A 16775-nucleotide genomic window follows, 5' to 3' on the forward strand; every position below is an offset into this window, starting at 1 on the left:
CACGACCCGTTTCGATTCGTATATGCCCGAAGTCACGTCGCTCGAGCGCCTCGACGATGCGCCCCACGCAGAAGTCTTCGACGGACAGACGCCACGAACCGTCCGTCTCGAGTTGACCGAGGATCAGCGTGTTCCCGAACACCGCCATCCGGAGTCGAACGTCGTCCTTCACCTGCTCGAGGGAGCCGTGGAACTCACCCTCGGCGACGAGGTCTACGACCTCGAGCCGGGCGATATCGCTCGGTTCGACGGTGATCAGGACATTTCTCCGTACGCGCGCGAGGCGAGTACGGCACTGCTCGTTTTCGCCCCGAAGACCGATTAGCCCACCGTCGTCGCGACTCCTTTCGTCTGCCGGTAATCGCTCGCGAGCAACGCCTCGAGCCGTGCGACGATCGCCTCGCGGTCGCCGTCGGCCCACTCGCTTGGCTCCCTGATCGGAACGACCAGCACCCCTCGTCCGCGGATCTCGCTCGCGTGGAGCGCGTCCATCTCGAGAGGGTCGTCGTACCGACGGCGTTGGGTCGTGTACTCCCGGAGGACCCGGTCGGTCGCACGGGCACCGACCGGCAGGAGGATATGTGCGTTGATCGCGCGGAGTTCGGCGTCGAAAAACCGCTCGAGGTCGGCGTAGTCGTCGTCGGTCGGCGCTTCGTCCGCGGGCAGGCTACAGAGGTAGACGTAGCTCCAGAAACAGTTCTCGAGGACGGGGTCGTCCCGCGGGCCGCTCGCGAACCCGACCGCGCGAGCGACGTCCTGGACGGCGAGTCCGGCCGCAGTTTCGGTGAACGGGACCCCGGTCGTTTCGCCGCCATGGACGCCGGGGTAGTCGCCGATCACGTGGAAGTCGGCGTTGGCGTCGCCGTAGCCGAAGACGGCGGCCCGGTCCTCGGGATCGGAGCGGTCGACCGGCGCACGCAGTCCGAACGGGTTGCTCGTCCTGTCCGTAACGTTTCGCACAGCCGTTCGGAGGCGGTTCGCGATCAAAACCGCGTCGGTCGCGGCGAACGGGGCCGCCCGCCACCGGTCCCGTTCGCTACTGGGTACTCTCCTGGCCGGTATCGCCCTGTCCGCCGTTCGCGGGCGGATGGCGGTGGCTTTATGCCCCGTTGGCCGATCATGTCGCACATGTATCAGGTGGGCCACTACGGCGGTGCGCTCACGGCGTACGCACCGCTTGGCACCATCATCGCCGTGGGCGGCTACGGCGAGGTCGCGATCGTCGGCGGCCTCGTCTGTGTCGCGCTCTCGACGCTGCCGGACTACGATCACCGGCTCCCGCTGATCGACCACCGCGGACCGACCCATACGATCCCGTTCGCGCTGTTGGTCGGCATCGGCCTCGCGACGATCACCGGCGTCCTCGTCGATGCGTCCTCGGCCTTTGCCGACGTCGGCTTCGTGACCTTCGCCTTCCTCGTCGGTTTCGTCTCGGTCGGCTCCCATCTGTTCGTCGACGCGCTGACGCCGATGGGCGTCCGCCCGTTCTGGCCCCTCTCGCGGCGACGGTACTCCCTCGAGGTGACGACCGCGGCGAACCCGGTCGCGAACTACGGACTGTTCGGACTGGGCCTCGGCTCGATTCTCACGGGGGCCGCGATCGTCGTGGGTATGGGCTGATCGGAATCGGAAGAACGGCGACGGGTCCGGTCCGTACCCGGTCAGGGCGAGAGCGCGTCGGCGTCACCCTCGGTCGCGTTCGCGGAGCGGGTAAGCACCAGTCCGGCGAGGAAGGTGACCAGCGAGACGGCCACCGCGACGAGGTACGGCACCTCGATCGCGGGGTTGATCGCCTGCCGGCCGAAGAAGAGGACGGCGATCACGATCGGCGGTGCCGCGAGCAGCGGGACGACGGCGCGACCCGTCAGGCGGCGACGACCGACCATCGCGGCGACGATCGCCGCACCCAGCAGGACGAGCGTCACGCCGTACTGGGCCATCTGCATCGTCGGCGAGTAACTCGAGAGCTCCGAGCCGACGACGGGGCTGAGCGTGACGTGGACGGGTAGGGCGACGAGCCCCAGTACGAGCGCGGCGACGACGTGGCGGCTGGTCAGTCGGTGTGCCCACACGAGGACGGTCGCGACCAGAAACAGGGTGAAGATGGTGACGGCCGTCCAGAAGTGCAGCGAGAGGATGTCCATCGTGTACGTGGTGACCGTCTCGCGACCGAGCGCGACCTGGACCGGCGTCAGGACCATCCCGAGGACGACCAGTCCGGCGACGTTTCGGTCGATATCGGGTAGTCGCCAGGCGGCGATCGCGGAGCCGATGATGGCGAAGCCGGCGAACATCGAGACGAAGCGGTGGAACCACTCGTAGAAACTCGGTAGGTTCGCTGGGAACAGGTTAAACGGTCCGGCGTCACACTGCGGCCAGTTGGCCTCGCAGGCCAGCCCGGAGCCCGTCGCCTTCGCGGCGATCCCCAGCAGGATCGTCGTCGCGACCAGCGCGAGCGTTACCGTCAGCAGGTGCGGGAAGCCGAACCGATCGATCAACGATCGAAACCTCGAGTCGGGCGTGTGATTATCGTACGACACGGTCTCTAGCGGCCGTTAGGACGGCCCCTACTTAGGTTGACCGAGTCGTCCGATTCGCTGGGAATCGGGGCGGGATACCGTTCTTGCGGCTCCCTCACGGGACCCCGCAGACCGGCGTTCGCCGCATTCAAGACGCGGCCTCGCAAGCACCCGATATGGACAAACACGACCGGCTCGAGGCCCACCTCGAGTCCACCGGACTCGATTCGGTCTGGTTCGCTCGGCCGAACGCATTTGCATGGCTCACCGGCGGGAACAACGTCGTCGACCGCGAGGGCGACGCCGGCGTCGCCGCCGTCGGGTACGACGGGACCGAGATTACGCTCGTGGCGAACAACATCGAGGCCGATCGCATCGTCGCCGAGGAACTCCCCGACCTCGATGCCGACGCGGTGTCGGTCGTCGAGTTCCCCTGGCACGCGTCGTCGCTGGCCGCGGCGATCGCCGATCGCGTCGGCCCGGACGAACGGGCGGCCGCGGACATCGAGGTCCCGGGCCTCGAGCGCGTCGATCCGACCGCGCTGCGCCAGCCGTTGACCGATCGCGACCGGGAGCGCTACCGCGACCTCGGCGAGGAGACGGCGGCCGCCGTCGAATCGGTCTGTCGGGAGCTACAGCGCGACGATACGGAACACGAAGTCGCCTCGGCCCTGCGGGTCGCGCTGTCGGCCCGGAACATCGAGACGCCGGTGGTCCTCGTCGGCGGTGCCGAACGCGTCCAGCGCTACCGCCACTACACCCCGACCGAGGCCGAACTCGGCGACTACGTCCTCGTCTCCGTGACCGCCGAACGGGGCGGTCTCCACGCGAGCTGTACCCGAACCGTCGCGTTCGATCCACCGGCCTGGCTCGAGGAGCGCCACAGAGCGGCCGCTCGCGTGGAGACGACGGCGCTGGCGGCGACGCAGGCGGCGGCCATCGATGGTGAGACCGACGGCAGCGGAACCACCGGCGGTACCGCAGGTGCCGTGTTCGCGGCCATACAGGACGCGTACGACGCGGTCGGCTACGAGGGCGAGTGGCGACATCACCACCAGGGCGGGGCCGCCGGCTTCGCCGGTCGGGAGTGGATCGCCACGCCCGGCCACGATGCGCCCGTCGAAGCGCCGATGGCCTACGCGTGGAACCCCACAGTACAGGGCGCGAAAAGCGAGGATACGGCGCTCGTCACCGACGACGGGATCGACATCCTGACGGCGACGGATCGCTGGCCAACCATGACCGCGACGGCGGTCGATCGGGATCTCGAACTCGAGCGGCCGGTCCCGCTCGTCCGCGAGGCGTAAGTCGGATCCCGGCTACTCGTCGCCGTCCGCCGGGTTGTCGGCGTCCGTCCCGATGGGTTCCGTGTCCGTCTCATCCTCGAACTCGATGACGTCGGCGTCGTCCGACTCGTCGGACTCGCGGGTCGGTGCCGTGTCGTCGATCGTGATCGTCACCGGTTCGGTCTCGTCCTCGAGATCGGACGGCGTCCCGCGGTCGACTTCCCGATCGACGATACGATCGAGCGTGAAGATCGTGTTCAGTTCCGCCTGGACCTGGTCGACGACGCCGCCGACGAGTTCGCTGGGCTGGATCGCAGTGTACTCGTAGGGGTTGTTGCCGGCCCCCTCGTTCTCCCGTTTCTCCCGCGTGACCCGTTCTTCCTCGTGGAGTTCCGCCAGCGCCTCGCGGACGGTGCTGGGATAGAGACCGGTCCCCTTCGCGACCTCCTCGGACGTACTCCCCGGGTTCGCGAGCAGGAACACGTAGATCTTCGCGCGGGTCTCCGTGTCGAGGATCCACGAGAGCAGGTCGATCAGCCGCTGGTCGAGTTCCTCGACCGTCGGATTGCGGCGCTCTCCACCCGGCTCGACGACGTCGTGGTCCTCGAGCGGTTCGTTTCCCTCGCCGTCGACCGGACCCTCGTCAGTGTCGTCGAAACTCATGTGTTTTCTCGTACAGGTGGAGGCTTCCCGCGGAGTTAAACCTTTGTGGGGGTCGTCACTCGGTCTGCAGAAACAGCGAGTTACACAGCGCGTCCGGCCCCTCGTCCTCGAGCAGCCGGCGCTGGCGGTCAGCGCCGCTCTCGCGCTCGTAGACCCGTTTGATACCGTCGATTCCGAGTCGTTCACACTCCCGGTCGACGAGTTCGCCCAGTTCGACGGTCCCCTCGAGGTCGCGGTCGATGAAGGCGGCGTCCTGTCCGTACCGGATCGCGCGCCACTTGTTCTCGTCGAGCAGTTCCCGCCGGTGGTCGTGACCGGTCGCGCCGTCCTCGTACTCCTCGGCCAGGGCACAGACGAGTGCGTAGGCGTACTCGACGAACGCCAGCACGACCTCGGGGTCGGCCTGGCCGTCGGGCGTCCGCAATTCGACGGTGCCGTGGGCGGTGTGGGGTCGCACGTCGTACCAGAGTTCGCCCCGATCGTTGATCGAATCGGTCTCGAGCATCCGGCGCTCGAACCGGTCGAAGGCCTCGAAGTCCTCGAAGTGGGTCGGCATGCCGGTGTTTGGCAACGCCTCGAAGATCTTCGCGCGGGCCGACTGGAGCCCGGTGTCGAACCCGTTCCAGTACGGCGAGTTCGCGGACAGCGCGAGCATGATCGGCACGTACCACCGCAGTTCGTTCGCGATCCAGACCGCCTTGTCGGCGTCGTCGACGCCGACGTGGACGTGGACCCCCGCCGTCGTGTTCCGGTGCTGTGGGTACTGGATCCGGTCGAGCTGTGCCCGATAGCGGGGTTTCTCGGCGTGTTCGAGTTCCTGCCACTTCGCCAGCGGGTGGAGGCCGGCAGCGGCGATCCGGTAGCCGTGAGCTTCGGCGTGGTCGACTAACGCCTGCCGGATCGCAAGCAGCGAGTCGCGGGCGTCGTCGGGGTCCTCGATCAGCGGCGTCTGGGTCTCGATGACGAACTTGAACAGTTCGTGATCGAGTCGGCCCGCGAGGATCTCGGGCGGGTCGTGTTCGTAGACGAGGTCGTCGGTCCCGCTGGTGGGGCGACCGTCCTCGTCGACGACGAAACACTCCTCCTCGATCCCCAACGTACCCATGCGCGTAAACGACTCTCGGGACCCGCGTTCCATCGTATCGCCTTTTCGACGCCGACAGTAAATACGGTTTGGAGTCGGAGCGTTCGGCCGGAACGTCGGCCGGCCGTCCCGCTCGTGCGATCAGGACGTGACGGTCTCGGGTTCGGGCTCGAGGTCCGCCTCGTCCTCGCGGAGCTTGAACTTCTGGACCTTCCCGCTGGGGTTCTTGGGGAGTTCGTCGACGAAGTAGTAGGTCCGGGGGCGCTTGAAGTCGGCCAGCTGGTCGCTCTCGCGAACGAACGCGTCGAGGTCGGCCGCTTCGACGCCGTCGGCGACGACGTAGGCGGCGACCCGCTCGCCCCACTCGTCGTCGGGTTCGCCCACGACGGCCGCCTCCTCGACGGCGTCGTGGGCAAAGAGAGCGTCCTCGACCTCGGCCGGATAGACGTTCTCGCCGCCGGAGACGATCATGTCGTCCTTGCGGTCGACGACGTAGAGGTAGCCGTCGTCGTCGCGATAGCCCAGATCGCCTGTGTAGTACCACGTCGTGCCGTCGGCCTCGCGCAGCGACTCCGCAGTCGCCTCCGGTCGGTTCCAGTACTCGCGCATCGTACAGGGACTGGCGATCAGGATCTCGCCGATCTCGCCCGGCTCGACTTCGGCGTCCGGATCGGCGTCGGGTTCGACGATCCGCAGCCGGTGGTTGAGCGCCGGCAGGCCGGCCGACCCCTGTTTCGAAAGCTGGTCCTCGGGTGGCTGGAAAACGCCGGCCGGGCCGATCTCGGTCATCCCGTACGCTTGGAGGTAGTCGTCACAGAGGTACTCCCGGCAGTTCGCGAGGACCTGCTCGGGCATCGGGGCCGCGCCGTAGAGGCCGAGTCGGAGCGAGGAGACGTCGACGTCCGCTTCGGCGGCGGTCATCGACAGCGCGTTCCAGGCCGTCGGGGCCGCAAAGAGGAGCGTGACGCCGTGTTCCTCGACCGCCTCGAGCGTCGCCTTCGGATCGAACTCGTGGTGGATGACGCTGGTCGCGCCGCGGTGGATCCGCGGGAAGAGGTTACAGTGGAGTTCGGCGCAGTGATACAGCGGCATCACCGACAGTCCCACGTCGTCGCGGGTCATCTTCCCCTCCGCGATACACAGGAGGTTGTGTTCGACCATGCTGCGGTGTTCGTGGACGACGCCCTTCGGCCGGCCCGTCGTCCCCGACGTATAGATGAAGGCGTAGACGTCGTCTTCGGCGACGCGGACGTCGGGCTTCTCCGGAGAGCCCGACTCGAGCAGGTCGTAGAACCCGCGGGCGTAGTCGGGGACCGCCTCGCGGTCGTCGTCGATGAACACGTACTCCGAGACGGTCTCGAGGTCGGGTTTGGCACCTTCGACGGCCTCCCGGGTGGCAGCCTCGAACAGTACCAGTTCGGCTTCGGCGTCGGTGACGATGTACTCGATCTCCCCCGCCGGCAGCCGGAAGTTCAGCGGGGTAAAGACCGCGCCGATCTTCGCGCAGGCGTAGACGGTCAGGGCCATCTCGGAGCCGTTGTACAGCACCGTCGCTACTCGATCCCCTTTCTCGATGCCGGCCTCGAGCAAGGCGTTGGCTAGCCGATTTACCCGCTCGTCGAACTCGGCGTAGGTCCAGCGCTGGTCCTTGCGCGGATAGACGATCGCGTCCCGGTCGGGGTGGCGCTCGACCGTCCCCTCGAGCGTGTCGTCGATAGTGGGGTGTTCTGACATACCACGCTCGCGTACCACGACCGATCATATAGTAGTTAGTATGCGGCCGTTCGTCCGTGGCTCGACGGATTTGTCTCGTCGGAGTCGGGTGCCGCGACAACAGGGCCGGGGTGGCCCGGGTGGGACTCGGTAACTCAGTGACTAGTTGAAGCCGCTCCCACGAACGGCTGCGTTAACACCCCACACGAACGGGCATGAGTGTACCGGCTGGGTTCGACGGTCGGTGGGAGAAAGAAACCTCGAAACCCGTCTTCGAATCGCTCTCGAGTGGCGAGAGTCCCTTACAGACCGTTACTTCGGTCGTGCGACGATCCCGAGGTGATCCGTATGATACCGCTCGAGCCGTTCCGCTTCCACGATCTCGTATCCCTCCTCCAACTCCCCCTGAACGTCCTCGAACACCGCCGTTGGCTCTCGAGTCACGTCTTCGCTCCGGGCCTTCACGGCCAGCAGCAATCGCCCGTCGTCGGCCAGGAACTGCCGGTTCTCGAGCGCGACCCGCGCCTGCCCGCGCGTCGCCACGTCCTGGACGATCACGTCGACGTCGGACTCGACGACGTGGGCGTAGCTCTCGGGCTTCCGGGCGTCTTTCAGCAGCGGGAAGAGCCGATCGCGCGATTCCGCGGCCTCGAGCAGGTCCCGGGCCGGCCGCGCGGCGAACTCGACGGCGTAGGTCGGCCCAGCGAAATCGGCCACGTGGCTCACGGTCGTCCCGCTGGCGGCCCCCAGATAGAGGACCGTCTCGCCGCCCGCGAGGCCGGTGTCCATGCCCAGCTCGAGCATCGCTCCGAGCTTGGATCGGTTCGGGTTCCACGCGCGCCACTCGCCGTCCTCAGAACTCTCCGAGTTCTGATGGGCTGCAGCAGACTCCGTCTGCTGAACGTCGGTTGGTTCGCCGTAGACCGGTTCGCCCTGTGTCGCGAGTCGCTCGGTCCCGTCGAACTCGCGGCGCTGGACCCCCGTCGGCAGCTCACTCATCGTCGACACCCCCGTCGGTCGCCGCCTCGTCTCCACTGTCTCCGTCCGCGTTTCGCGCCTGGATCGTCTCGATCCGCTCGGTCAGTTCCGCCTCGAGTTCCGGCTTCAGGTCGCCCGAGTAGTGATCGACGCGGGCGGCGATGGCGAGTTTCCCCGCGACCGCACGCGCCGCGGAGCCGCGCTCGTCGGGGTGGGTCCCCCGCACCGCGTCGTGGGTGTAGATGATCCCGTGTTTGGGCGAGGGCGCGTGGCCCCGCAGGTGGGCGAATAACGCGTCCTCCGCGCCCAACACCTGCACCGTGCCGCTGGGTTTCTTCGCGAGTTCCTCGAGGCCGCCGGCCAGCGAGATCAGCCGGGCCGCCAGCACGGGGTCGGCCAGCGCCGCAAGGTTTGGCGCGACGGCCGGCGTCCGCCGTTGGACGAATTCACGGAGGTCATCGGCCTCGTCGGCCAGTCCAGCCACCCGTTCGGCCAGCGAGCGCACGGCTGGCTCACCGAGGGCGTCGCCGGCCTCGCCGCTGGCCACCTCCCGCGCGTACTCGACGCCGGTCCCGGCGTCGGGGTCGATCGTCCCGGCCCACTCGGCCAGCCGCTCGGCGAGTTCGTTGGCCGTTCGCTCGCAGTCGTCCATCGCCCGCACCGCGTGGACGAGCTGGCGGTCGTCGGCCCGCTCGCGCTCGGTCACCGCAGCCCGGGTGGCCTCGGTCGTCACCTCGCGGAGGGCGTCGTAGTACTCGTCGGTGTCGTCCGCGAACCCGTCTTCGACCGCGAGACGCGGCCAGTCGCGGGGCTCGTCGGCGCTTCCCTCGCGGACCGCGGCCGCCGTCGCGTCGGGATCGTCGCGGTCCCCGGCCGCGAACCACCCGTCCGTATCACTCATGGCGAGTCGTTCCGGGCGCGGGCGATTAAAGCCCCCGTTCGCGGTCGCGTCGATCGCCGCGGCTATGGCGACGGGCTCGAGGTCACACTCTCGGATTCGAACGACAATCAGCGGACCGTCAGACGCCGAACGTCGCGCGAAGCATGTCGCGGGTCCCGGGGCCGAGGCCGACGGCGACGACGGTGATCATGAGCAAGACGGCATAGCGCGGGCTGTCCTCGAAGACCGTCTCGTCGAAGATCCAGATGACGAAGACGGCGGCGGCGAGTTTCACCAGCAGGAACGGCCACGCGGAGCCGGTCGCCGACACCACATCGGCGGGCAACACGTCCGCAGTCGTGTTGGCGATGGCACGGTTGATCGGGTGTTTCGGGACGAGGTTGGCCGGGAGCCCGAGCGTCGTCGCCCAGTCGAGGCCGATCACGTTCGCGACCCCGTCGACCGCGTGGGCCCAGATGACCACGATCCCCATGTATCGGGTCCCGCGGTTCAGTTCCGGCGCGTATCGCTCGAGGCCGAACCAGGTGATCGCCGTCGCGACGGTCGCCCCGACGAGGACGACCAGCGGGATCAGCGGATAGAACTCCGAAAACGGCTCCGTCGCTGCCGTGTAAGCCAGATACGCGATCGTGACCGTCAGTACAGCAGTCCCGATGCCGGCCAGCGGATACTCGTAGCCCGAGACGTAGTCGTTGCGCTCGAGCCAGATCGAAGTCACGACCGCAAAGAGCGCGATGAAGAAGACGGTGAAGTAGATCAGCGGGCTGATGATGAATCCCGACCACGGGAGCTGAATGGCCATCTCGCCGGTGTACTCGTAGGCGGCGGCGTTGGCGTCCTCGACGACACGCAGGGCGCCGCCAAAGAGCATGAACGGGAACAGGGCGAAAAAGCCCGCACGATACCGCTCAATCTCGAGCCGGCGCACGAGGAAGATGATCCCGATCAGTAACAGGACCAGCGTGGGGATGTAGCCGGCGTAGGAGACGAACGTGTAGCCGGGTTCGGCCGTCGGTCCGGCGTTGGTGGCCGCTTCGGTGCAGGGAACCTGTTCGCCGCCGGCCCAGGCGACGCAGTTCCAGCTGTGTGCGTCGGCGACGACGGGGCCCCAGAAGTACTGCCAGATGAACTCGACGTACACCCGCTGGGGGAAGATCACCGCCCCGAGGGCAACGACGACCGCGAGCGTGGCGACGGTCGCGGCCCAGACGCGCTCGGCCCCGAACCGGTCGATGAAATCGTCCATACCGGAATCCCGTAGTGGGGGGCGCTTACCGTTTCCGATTTCAGCCCGCCTGACACTCACGATTGCCCGCTGACGAGCGCCGTCAGACGGACCGTCTCAGCCGTCGATCTCCCGGGCTGCCGCGAGGACGACATCGTGAATCTCGCCGTTCGAGGCGACCAGTCCCTCGCTGTCGTGTCGCCAGCGATCCCCCGAGAGGTCGGTGACGACGCCGCCGGCCTCGCGGACCATGCCGACGCCGGCGACGGTGTCCCAGGGGTTGGCCCGCACGTTGGTCAGCGTCCCCTCGAGCGCGCCCGAGGCGACCATCGCCAGCTCGAGCTGGGCACAACCGTACCGACGCATGTCGTCGAACCGCCGGACGATCGCCCGGGTCGCGGCGGCGTACTCGTCGCGCCGGTCGCGGCCCCACCAGAACGTCGGGCAGACGGTGGCGGCCGCGGGATCGTCGCAGTCACTGACTGACAGCGGCTCGTCGTTACGGGAGATGCCGTCGGGGCCGAACCGGTAGACGTCCCCGAGCGCGGGGCAGTCGAACGCGGCGGCGACCGGCTCGCCGTCGATCACGGCCGCGACGGCGGTGCCGAACGCCCGGGACCCGTCGACGTAGTTGTTCGTTCCGTCGATGGGATCGACGATCCAGGCCGGCCCCGATTCGGGAACCCGCTTCAACGCGTCCTCCTCCTCGCCGACGACGGGATCGTCCGGGAACGTCTCCCGAATCGTCTCGATGACTCGCTCTTGGGCGTCGCGATCGACTTGCGTGACGACGTCGGTTTCCCGGTCTTTCGACTCGATCTCGAGGTCGGTCCGGAACGAGTCGGCCGCGACGGCGGCTCCCGCCGCAGCCGCACGAACCGCGACGGCCTCGCGGCGGGACGTGGCTTCGCTCATGTCCGTTCTCGGTGGCCGGGCCGGAAAAGTGGTCGTGATATCCACAGATCGGAACCACGTTCCATCGTAGCGTTCGCGTTACTCGAGCGGACACAGCGTTTGCTGTCCGGTTCGTCGGTCGGCAGAAGTTTGCGAGGGCAAGACGCTCCGTCTTGCCGCGCACTATGGTGAGTGCGAGGGGAGGGGATCGAACCCACGAACTCCTACGAGAGCGGATCTTGAGTCCGCCGCCGTTGACCGCTTGGCTACCCTCGCACGCGTCTCCCTCTGGGGCCGCCCGGAGGTTAAATCGTCCGATTCGGATCGGCGGTGGCCCGAAAACGGATCCGTTCCGTCCCGTCACCGTCGGGGATGGCGGCGGGCCACGAGTGACGCCTGACTCAGACGGCCCGCGTCTCGAGGTCGGCCTCGGTGTAGCGCCGGTCGCAGTTCACACACTGGTAGTCGCCCTCGATGTGGGCGTAGAGGCGTTCCCCGCAGTGCTGGCAGCGGCCGTACGGATGCTCCATACCGCGACGTAAGGGATCACATCCGAATAAAGGCGGTGCTTACACACTCGCCGTCTGAAGTGACCGACGGAGGTTTCCGGCGCTCGACCGTTCGGTCGGGTATGGACGACCACACCCGGGACCCGACGGTCGAGCCGCCCGCCGGAACCCCGACCGGATGGGATCCCGAGGCCGGTCGCTGGGACCACGCGACGCTCCGCCGGGCGACGGTCCACGGCGTCGCGTGCTACAACGCGGGCGCGTACCACGAGTCACACGACTGCTTCGAAGCGGAATGGTACAATTATGGACGGGGTTCCACCGAGAGCGCCTTCTGTCACGGACTCGTGCAGGTCGCAGCCGGAGCCTACAAGCACTTCGATTTCGGGAACGACGACGGAATGCGGAGCCTGTTCGAGACCGCGCTGCAGTACCTCCGGGGTGTACCCAACGACTACTACGGCGTCGACCTCCTCGCCGTCCGGACGACGCTGACCAACGCCCTCGCAGACCCCGCGGTTCTCGAGGGCTGGCAAATCGAAATCGACGGGGAGGCCCCGGTCGCCACCGACGCCGACTTCGCGTACGCCGCGGGACTCGAGGAGTAGCTGTGCCCCGCCAATCGTTTCTTGACGATCCATGCCGCCGAAACCCGAGCTAACATATATCACGGACGGTGTCGTTCACCCGGTATGTCATCCGAAACGGAACTCACGCAACTCTCCGCGACGGCTCTCGCGGCTCGCATTCGGAACGGCGACGTCACCGCAACCGAGGCGGTCGAGGCCCACCTCGAGCGGATCGACGAGCGCGACGACGAGATCAACGCCTTCGTCACGGTCTGTGCGGACGAGGCACGCGAGGCGGCCGCGGAGGCCGACGCCGCGCTCGAGGACGGCGCGGACGTGGGTCCGCTCCACGGGGTCCCGCTCGCGCTGAAGGACCTGGGCGCGCTGAAGGCCGGCGTCCGACACACGTACGGCTCGGCGCTGTTCGCCGACCACGTCGCGGATCGGACCTCGGCGATCGTCCAGCGGCTCGAGGACGCCGGCGCGATCGTGATCGGAAAGACGAACACGCCGGAGTTAGGCCACAAGGGGACGACCGACAACGAACTGATCGGGGCGACCGCGTCGCCGATCGATCCCGACCTGAACGCCGGCGGCTCTTCGGGCGGCTCAGCGGCGGCGCTGGCGGCCGGGATGGCCCCGATCGCGACCGGCAGCGACGCGGGCGGGTCGCTTCGGATTCCGGCGGCGGCCTGCGGCGTCTACGGGTTCAAACCGACGTTCGGGCTGGTGCCCGACGACGGCCGACCGAGCGCGTTCGGGCGGGAACTCCAGCACACGACGAAGGGGCCGATGACCCGGACCGTCGCCGACGCCGCCCTGTTGCTGTCGATCATGGCCGATCCCCACCCCGATGATCCCAACAGCGTTCCCGTCGAGATCGACTATCGGGGGGCCGTCGAGCGCCCGATCGACGACTTCCGGATCGCCTACAGCCCCGATCTCGACGTCTTTCCCGTCGCCGACGAGGTGCGTGCGGTCGTCGACGACGCGGTGACCGCCTTCGCTGACGCGGGCGCGACCGTCGAGGAGATCGGCGTCGATCACGGCTACTCGATGGCCGAACTGAGCGAGGCCGCGATGCCGGCGTATACGACCTCCGTCCTCGAGAGTGCCACGGTCATGGAGGAGGCCCACGGCGTCGACTTTCGGGCACAATCCGACGAGGTCTCGGACAGCCTGCTTGCGATGCTCCACGTCGCCGACGATCACGGGCCCGCGGACGTCGCCCGGTCGGGGATCGTCCGAACGGGAGTGTACGACGCCGTTCAGGATGTACTGGCCGACTACGACCTGCTCGTGGCCCCGACGCTGTCGGCGGCCGATGTCTCCCTCCACGCCGATCTCGAGGCCGAGGCTTGGGAGTGGCCCATGACCTGGCCGTTCAACTGGACCGGCCACCCCGTCGCCTCGGCCCCCGCCGGGCTGACCGAGCGCGGCGGTCCCGTCGGCCTGCAACTGGTCGGTCGCCGCTTTGCCGACGACGACGTCCTCGCGGCGAGTGCGGCCCTCGAGCGCGAGCGGCCATGGGACGGGCTCTACGAATAGTCTCACCGGTCAGATCCGACGCCCTCAGATCGACTCGAACCGCTGTGCCGTCGGCAGCGCCCAGCCGTACGTGACCGCGGCCAGCCGCGTGCCGACCGTGATCGCGGCGCAGGCGGCCGCGGCGGTGGTTCCCGACGCGCCGACGATCGCCACGATCCAGTAGGTCGTCCCGCCTAGCACGGCACAGCTCGCGTAGAAGTCCTCGAACAGGATGAACGGCGGCCGGTCCAGCAGGACGTCGGCGATCGCGCCGCCGCCGACGGCGTTGATCGTCGCGATGACGACGACACCGAAACTCGAGACGCCGGCCCCGGACGCCACGATGGCCCCGGCCGTGGTGAACGCGGCGAGGCCGACGGCGTCCGAGACGAGCGTGACCGGGTGATCGTCCGGCGACTCGAGGGCGATGCTGAGTCCGATCGCCAGGGCGATGCCGAGGAGTCCGAGGCCGATCTCCGTGGGATCGCTCAGCGCGAGCGGGACGCGGTTGACGAGGAGATCGCGCGTCGCGCCGCCGGCGAAGGCCGTGGCGAGGCCGACGACCGCGATCCCGAACAGATCGTACTCCTCGCGGATCGCCTTGCTCGCGCCGACGAGCGCGAACGCGACCAACCCGATCGCGTTCATCGCGACGAACGGGTCGGCGAGTACTGCGGTAGCGACGTCCCGTATCACGAGGGAGTCTCCGACCGGAACGGCCTTGAGCGCTACGCATCGCTCGGTCCGGCGCGCGGCGTTCCCGTTCCGATCACCAGCGGACACCCGACTCGCTCTCCGCAACCCAAACCCATTTTCGCTCGCTGGCCCACTTCCTGCACATGGGAACGAACGACGCCGAGACAGTCGCACCCGAAACGTGTCCGACAGCGAACGGCATGCCGATGCTCGGTCTGGGCACCTGGCAGAACGACGATCCCGAGCAGTGTGCCGAGAGCGTCCGTACGGCCCTCGAGACGGGCTATCGCCACATCGACACCGCCCAGGCCTACGACAACGAGGAAGCGGTCGGCGAGGGGATCGCCGCCGCCGACGTCGATCGCGAGGAGATCTTCCTCGCGACCAAGGTCTGGATCTCGAACCTCGACCACGACGACGTCCTCGAGACGGCCCGGGCGAGCCTCGACCGACTCGGCGTCGACTACGTCGATCTGCTCTACGTCCACTGGCCGGCCGGCGAGTACGATCCCGAGGGAACCCTCTCGGCGCTCTCGGAACTGTACGACGAGGGCCTGATCGAGAACGTCGGCGTGAGCAACTTCCGCCCCGAGGACCTCGAGGTAGCCGTCGACGTCTGTGACGCGCCGATCTTTGCGAACCAGGTCGAACTCCACCCGCTGCTTCCCCAGGCGGAGATCCGTGAGGCCTGCGAGAACGACGACATCGAGGTCGTCGGCTACTCGCCGCTGGCCCGCGGGCAGGTCTTCGACCAGCCGGAGATTCAGGAGATCGCCGAGAAACACGGCGTCACCGAAGCACAGGTCAGCCTCGCCTGGGCCCGCGAGAAAGGCGTCACGGCGATCCCGAAGGCGACCGGCGAGGACCACATCGGCGATAACTGGGCCTCGCTGACGGTCGACCTCGAGCAGGAGGATATCGACGCGATCGACGCGATCGACGAGACGAGCCGCGAAGTCGACCCCGACTTCGCACCCTGGAACTGAGCGGAGCCACAGTCGCGAGTCGCGTTTTTCCGTCCGGTATCGACCTGTCGTTCGCAAAGAAAGAGAAGGAAAGTTTACGGTACGCCGGCTTTTTGGCTCGCGTATGTCTACCCGCTCACGAAGCGGTGGCGGCGGTGGGTTCGTCGGCGCGGTCAGAGCCGACGTCCAGCGGTTACACGGGGCCTGGATGGAGATCGTCTTCCCCAGGCAACGCGGCCGCGGCCACTCCGTCATGGGCAAGTGGCAACCCGAGAGCCTCCCGCAGAAGGTAGCCTATCGTGGCTGGAGCGCGCTCGGTATCGTCGGCTTGCTCCTTCTCTACCCGCTTACCGTCCTCGGTCTCGCGACCCGCTACTACGCGGCGAAACTCGACTCGACACGGACCCGGCTGGGCATCGTCGGCGTCACCGGCATCGCCCTGCTCGGCTGGGGCCTCCTGACGATCGCCTGGGGGGCGATGTCGTACATGGAACAGGTCGACATCCCCCTCGAGGCGGTGCTTGCAGTCGCGGCGGCAAGCGGCGTCGCGACGGTCGCGACCGCGCTCGCCGCGTCGGCGACGAAGGTCGGCGGCCGCGGGACGACGGTCGTCTTCGCCTACCCCTTCGCGATGACGGCGTTGTTCCTGCCGCCGGTCGTCGCCGCCCTGGTCACGCCATCGCTGCATCCGTACATCCTCGACCCCAGCTACGAGTTCGCCGCTTGGGCACTGGACAACGTGTTGGTCGTCGGCGGCCTCAACGAGTTCCTCCGGAGCAACTTCACGCTCGAGGGGGCGGCCTACGCCGGGATGTGGCTCGGGATTTCGTTCCCGCTGGGCTGGTTCTTCGGAATCGTCGTCGCGCTGGCGAACCTCGTTCGGCCGTCGCAGTAACTGCCGCTCGCTTTCGATCAACCGACGTGAACGGACTGCCGATTCCCGATACCATTAGGGGCCCCTGTCCTAACGGTCGCCCATGGAGTTCAACCAGACGACGACGGCGGCCGCGTTCCTCGCGATAATCGTGATCGGCGTCGGCGGCCTCGTCGCCGCGCCGATGATGGCGACGGAGACCGTCCTGATGATGGTCGCACCGTCGATGATCGCCTTCGGACTGATCATGCTCGCCATCGGCGTCAAACACGGCGAGTACCGCGCAACGGGTCGATAACGAACGGGTTCGACCCGGACTGCGTTCTCTCCTGAAGACCGGTGATCACGACGTTATCACCGTCGGCACTCCTC

Annotated in this window: 19 protein-coding genes and 1 tRNA gene; 8 read left to right on the forward strand and 12 right to left on the reverse strand. The window is 67.7% G+C overall.

Annotated elements, in window-relative coordinates; all coding sequences use genetic code 11:
* The first annotated feature begins 22 nt into the window (after positions 1–22).
* Positions 23–325 (forward strand): cupin domain-containing protein, encoded by a 303-nt coding sequence (locus tag ACERIM_RS11565; RefSeq protein ID WP_373632707.1) that lies wholly within the window; start codon positions 23–25, stop codon positions 323–325.
* Here the strand turns inward: ACERIM_RS11565 and ACERIM_RS11570 are convergent.
* Positions 322–960 (reverse strand): uracil-DNA glycosylase family protein, encoded by a 639-nt coding sequence (locus ACERIM_RS11570; protein WP_373632709.1) that lies wholly within the window; start codon positions 958–960, stop codon positions 322–324. The genes ACERIM_RS11565 and ACERIM_RS11570 overlap by 4 nt on opposite strands.
* A 168-nt stretch (positions 961–1128) precedes the next feature.
* On the opposite strand from ACERIM_RS11570, the gene ACERIM_RS11575 reads away from it, so the two are divergent.
* Positions 1129–1620 (forward strand): metal-dependent hydrolase, encoded by a 492-nt coding sequence (locus ACERIM_RS11575; RefSeq protein WP_006651190.1) that lies wholly within the window; start codon positions 1129–1131, stop codon positions 1618–1620.
* Positions 1621–1661: 41 nt separating this feature from the next.
* On the opposite strand, the gene ACERIM_RS11580 is transcribed toward ACERIM_RS11575, so the two are convergent.
* The gene (locus ACERIM_RS11580; protein WP_373632711.1) at positions 1662–2540 is read right to left on the reverse strand and encodes a cytochrome oxidase assembly protein; all 879 of its coding nucleotides are present in this window, start codon (positions 2538–2540) and stop codon (positions 1662–1664) included.
* A gap of 155 nt (positions 2541–2695) precedes the next feature.
* On the opposite strand from ACERIM_RS11580, the gene ACERIM_RS11585 reads away from it, so the two are divergent.
* Entirely contained in the window at positions 2696–3826 is a 1131-nt protein-coding gene (locus ACERIM_RS11585; protein ID WP_373632712.1) for a M24 family metallopeptidase, read from the forward strand.
* A 12-nt stretch (positions 3827–3838) separates the two neighbouring features.
* Here the strand turns inward: ACERIM_RS11585 and ACERIM_RS11590 are convergent, their stop codons facing one another.
* The 9 genes from ACERIM_RS11590 to ACERIM_RS11630 form a co-directional block, all read right to left on the reverse strand.
* A complete protein-coding gene (locus ACERIM_RS11590) occupies positions 3839–4468 on the reverse strand; it encodes a helix-turn-helix domain-containing protein (protein WP_373632714.1) in 630 nt (209 codons plus the stop codon).
* 55 nt (positions 4469–4523) lie between these two features.
* Positions 4524–5606: a glutamate--cysteine ligase gene (locus ACERIM_RS11595; protein ID WP_373632715.1), complete on the reverse strand. Its 1083-nt coding sequence runs from the start codon at positions 5604–5606 to the stop codon at positions 4524–4526.
* Between the two features lie 87 nt (positions 5607–5693).
* Complete coding sequence (locus tag ACERIM_RS11600; protein WP_373632716.1) at positions 5694–7286, reverse strand: fatty acid--CoA ligase; 1593 nt, start codon at positions 7284–7286, stop codon at positions 5694–5696.
* A gap of 291 nt (positions 7287–7577) precedes the next feature.
* A complete protein-coding gene (locus ACERIM_RS11605) occupies positions 7578–8264 on the reverse strand; it encodes a fibrillarin-like rRNA/tRNA 2'-O-methyltransferase (RefSeq protein ID WP_373632718.1) in 687 nt (228 codons plus the stop codon).
* Positions 8257–9144 carry an NOP5/NOP56 family protein gene (locus ACERIM_RS11610; protein WP_373632720.1) on the reverse strand — a complete coding sequence of 296 codons (888 nt, stop codon included), beginning with the start codon at positions 9142–9144 and terminating at the stop codon, positions 8257–8259. The genes ACERIM_RS11605 and ACERIM_RS11610 overlap by 8 nt, the downstream gene beginning before the upstream one ends.
* Before the next feature lie 118 nt (positions 9145–9262).
* On the reverse strand, positions 9263–10390 hold the full coding sequence (locus ACERIM_RS11615) for a DUF63 family protein (RefSeq protein WP_373632721.1): 1128 nt from the start codon (positions 10388–10390) through the stop codon (positions 9263–9265).
* A gap of 96 nt (positions 10391–10486) precedes the next feature.
* Positions 10487–11284, reverse strand: a complete 798-nt coding sequence (locus ACERIM_RS11620) for an inositol monophosphatase (RefSeq protein ID WP_373632723.1) — start codon at positions 11282–11284, stop codon at positions 10487–10489.
* Between the two features lie 172 nt (positions 11285–11456).
* Positions 11457–11539: transfer RNA gene (locus ACERIM_RS11625), tRNA-Leu, on the reverse strand.
* Positions 11540–11664: 125 nt separating this feature from the next.
* On the reverse strand, positions 11665–11793 hold the full coding sequence (locus ACERIM_RS11630) for a hypothetical protein (RefSeq protein WP_006180568.1): 129 nt from the start codon (positions 11791–11793) through the stop codon (positions 11665–11667).
* A 101-nt stretch (positions 11794–11894) separates the two neighbouring features.
* Between ACERIM_RS11630 and ACERIM_RS11635 the strand changes: the two genes are divergently transcribed.
* On the forward strand, positions 11895–12380 hold the full coding sequence (locus tag ACERIM_RS11635; RefSeq protein ID WP_006650863.1) for a DUF309 domain-containing protein: 486 nt from the start codon (positions 11895–11897) through the stop codon (positions 12378–12380).
* Between the two features lie 84 nt (positions 12381–12464).
* Positions 12465–13889 carry an amidase gene (locus tag ACERIM_RS11640; protein ID WP_373632725.1) on the forward strand — a complete coding sequence of 475 codons (1425 nt, stop codon included), beginning with the start codon at positions 12465–12467 and terminating at the stop codon, positions 13887–13889.
* A 24-nt stretch (positions 13890–13913) separates the two neighbouring features.
* On the opposite strand, the gene ACERIM_RS11645 is transcribed toward ACERIM_RS11640, so the two are convergent.
* Positions 13914–14516 (reverse strand): trimeric intracellular cation channel family protein, encoded by a 603-nt coding sequence (locus ACERIM_RS11645; protein ID WP_371827954.1) that lies wholly within the window; start codon positions 14514–14516, stop codon positions 13914–13916.
* 191 nt (positions 14517–14707) lie between these two features.
* Here ACERIM_RS11645 and ACERIM_RS11650 point away from each other — a divergent pair, with 191 nt between their 5' ends.
* The 3 genes from ACERIM_RS11650 to ACERIM_RS11660 all read left to right on the forward strand — a co-directional run bounded on the left by ACERIM_RS11650 (position 14708) and on the right by ACERIM_RS11660 (position 16701).
* The gene (locus tag ACERIM_RS11650; protein ID WP_373632726.1) at positions 14708–15550 is read left to right on the forward strand and encodes an aldo/keto reductase; all 843 of its coding nucleotides are present in this window, start codon (positions 14708–14710) and stop codon (positions 15548–15550) included.
* Positions 15551–15653: 103 nt separating this feature from the next.
* Complete coding sequence (locus ACERIM_RS11655; RefSeq protein ID WP_373632727.1) at positions 15654–16424, forward strand: hypothetical protein; 771 nt, start codon at positions 15654–15656, stop codon at positions 16422–16424.
* Positions 16425–16506: 82 nt separating this feature from the next.
* Positions 16507–16701 carry a hypothetical protein gene (locus ACERIM_RS11660; protein WP_006180574.1) on the forward strand — a complete coding sequence of 65 codons (195 nt, stop codon included), beginning with the start codon at positions 16507–16509 and terminating at the stop codon, positions 16699–16701.
* Positions 16702–16775: the final 74 nt, after the last annotated feature.

Source organism: Natrinema sp. H-ect1 (genome assembly GCF_041821105.1).
Lineage (GTDB): Archaea > Halobacteriota > Halobacteria > Halobacteriales > Natrialbaceae > Natrinema > Natrinema thermotolerans.

Bases quoted from the DNA above. Each gene is read 5' to 3' on its own strand.
- ACERIM_RS11640 (WP_373632725.1), top strand. From the start codon at position 12,465: ATGTCATCCGAAACGGAACTCACGCAACTCTCCGCGACGGCTCTCGCG.
- ACERIM_RS11565 (WP_373632707.1), top strand. From the start codon at position 23: ATGCCCGAAGTCACGTCGCTCGAGCGCCTCGACGATGCGCCCCACGCA.
- ACERIM_RS11645 (WP_371827954.1), bottom strand. From the start codon at position 14,516: ATGAACGCGATCGGGTTGGTCGCGTTCGCGCTCGTCGGCGCGAGCAAG.
- ACERIM_RS11635 (WP_006650863.1), top strand. From the start codon at position 11,895: ATGGACGACCACACCCGGGACCCGACGGTCGAGCCGCCCGCCGGAACC.
- ACERIM_RS11630 (WP_006180568.1), bottom strand. From the start codon at position 11,793: ATGGAGCATCCGTACGGCCGCTGCCAGCACTGCGGGGAACGCCTCTAC.
- ACERIM_RS11605 (WP_373632718.1), bottom strand. From the start codon at position 8,264: ATGAGTGAGCTGCCGACGGGGGTCCAGCGCCGCGAGTTCGACGGGACC.
- ACERIM_RS11575 (WP_006651190.1), top strand. From the start codon at position 1,129: ATGTATCAGGTGGGCCACTACGGCGGTGCGCTCACGGCGTACGCACCG.
- ACERIM_RS11615 (WP_373632721.1), bottom strand. From the start codon at position 10,390: ATGGACGATTTCATCGACCGGTTCGGGGCCGAGCGCGTCTGGGCCGCG.
- ACERIM_RS11655 (WP_373632727.1), top strand. From the start codon at position 15,654: ATGTCTACCCGCTCACGAAGCGGTGGCGGCGGTGGGTTCGTCGGCGCG.
- ACERIM_RS11620 (WP_373632723.1), bottom strand. From the start codon at position 11,284: ATGAGCGAAGCCACGTCCCGCCGCGAGGCCGTCGCGGTTCGTGCGGCT.
- ACERIM_RS11595 (WP_373632715.1), bottom strand. From the start codon at position 5,606: ATGGAACGCGGGTCCCGAGAGTCGTTTACGCGCATGGGTACGTTGGGG.
- ACERIM_RS11650 (WP_373632726.1), top strand. From the start codon at position 14,708: ATGGGAACGAACGACGCCGAGACAGTCGCACCCGAAACGTGTCCGACA.
- ACERIM_RS11600 (WP_373632716.1), bottom strand. From the start codon at position 7,286: ATGTCAGAACACCCCACTATCGACGACACGCTCGAGGGGACGGTCGAG.
- ACERIM_RS11610 (WP_373632720.1), bottom strand. From the start codon at position 9,144: ATGAGTGATACGGACGGGTGGTTCGCGGCCGGGGACCGCGACGATCCC.
- ACERIM_RS11590 (WP_373632714.1), bottom strand. From the start codon at position 4,468: ATGAGTTTCGACGACACTGACGAGGGTCCGGTCGACGGCGAGGGAAAC.
- ACERIM_RS11660 (WP_006180574.1), top strand. From the start codon at position 16,507: ATGGAGTTCAACCAGACGACGACGGCGGCCGCGTTCCTCGCGATAATC.
- ACERIM_RS11585 (WP_373632712.1), top strand. From the start codon at position 2,696: ATGGACAAACACGACCGGCTCGAGGCCCACCTCGAGTCCACCGGACTC.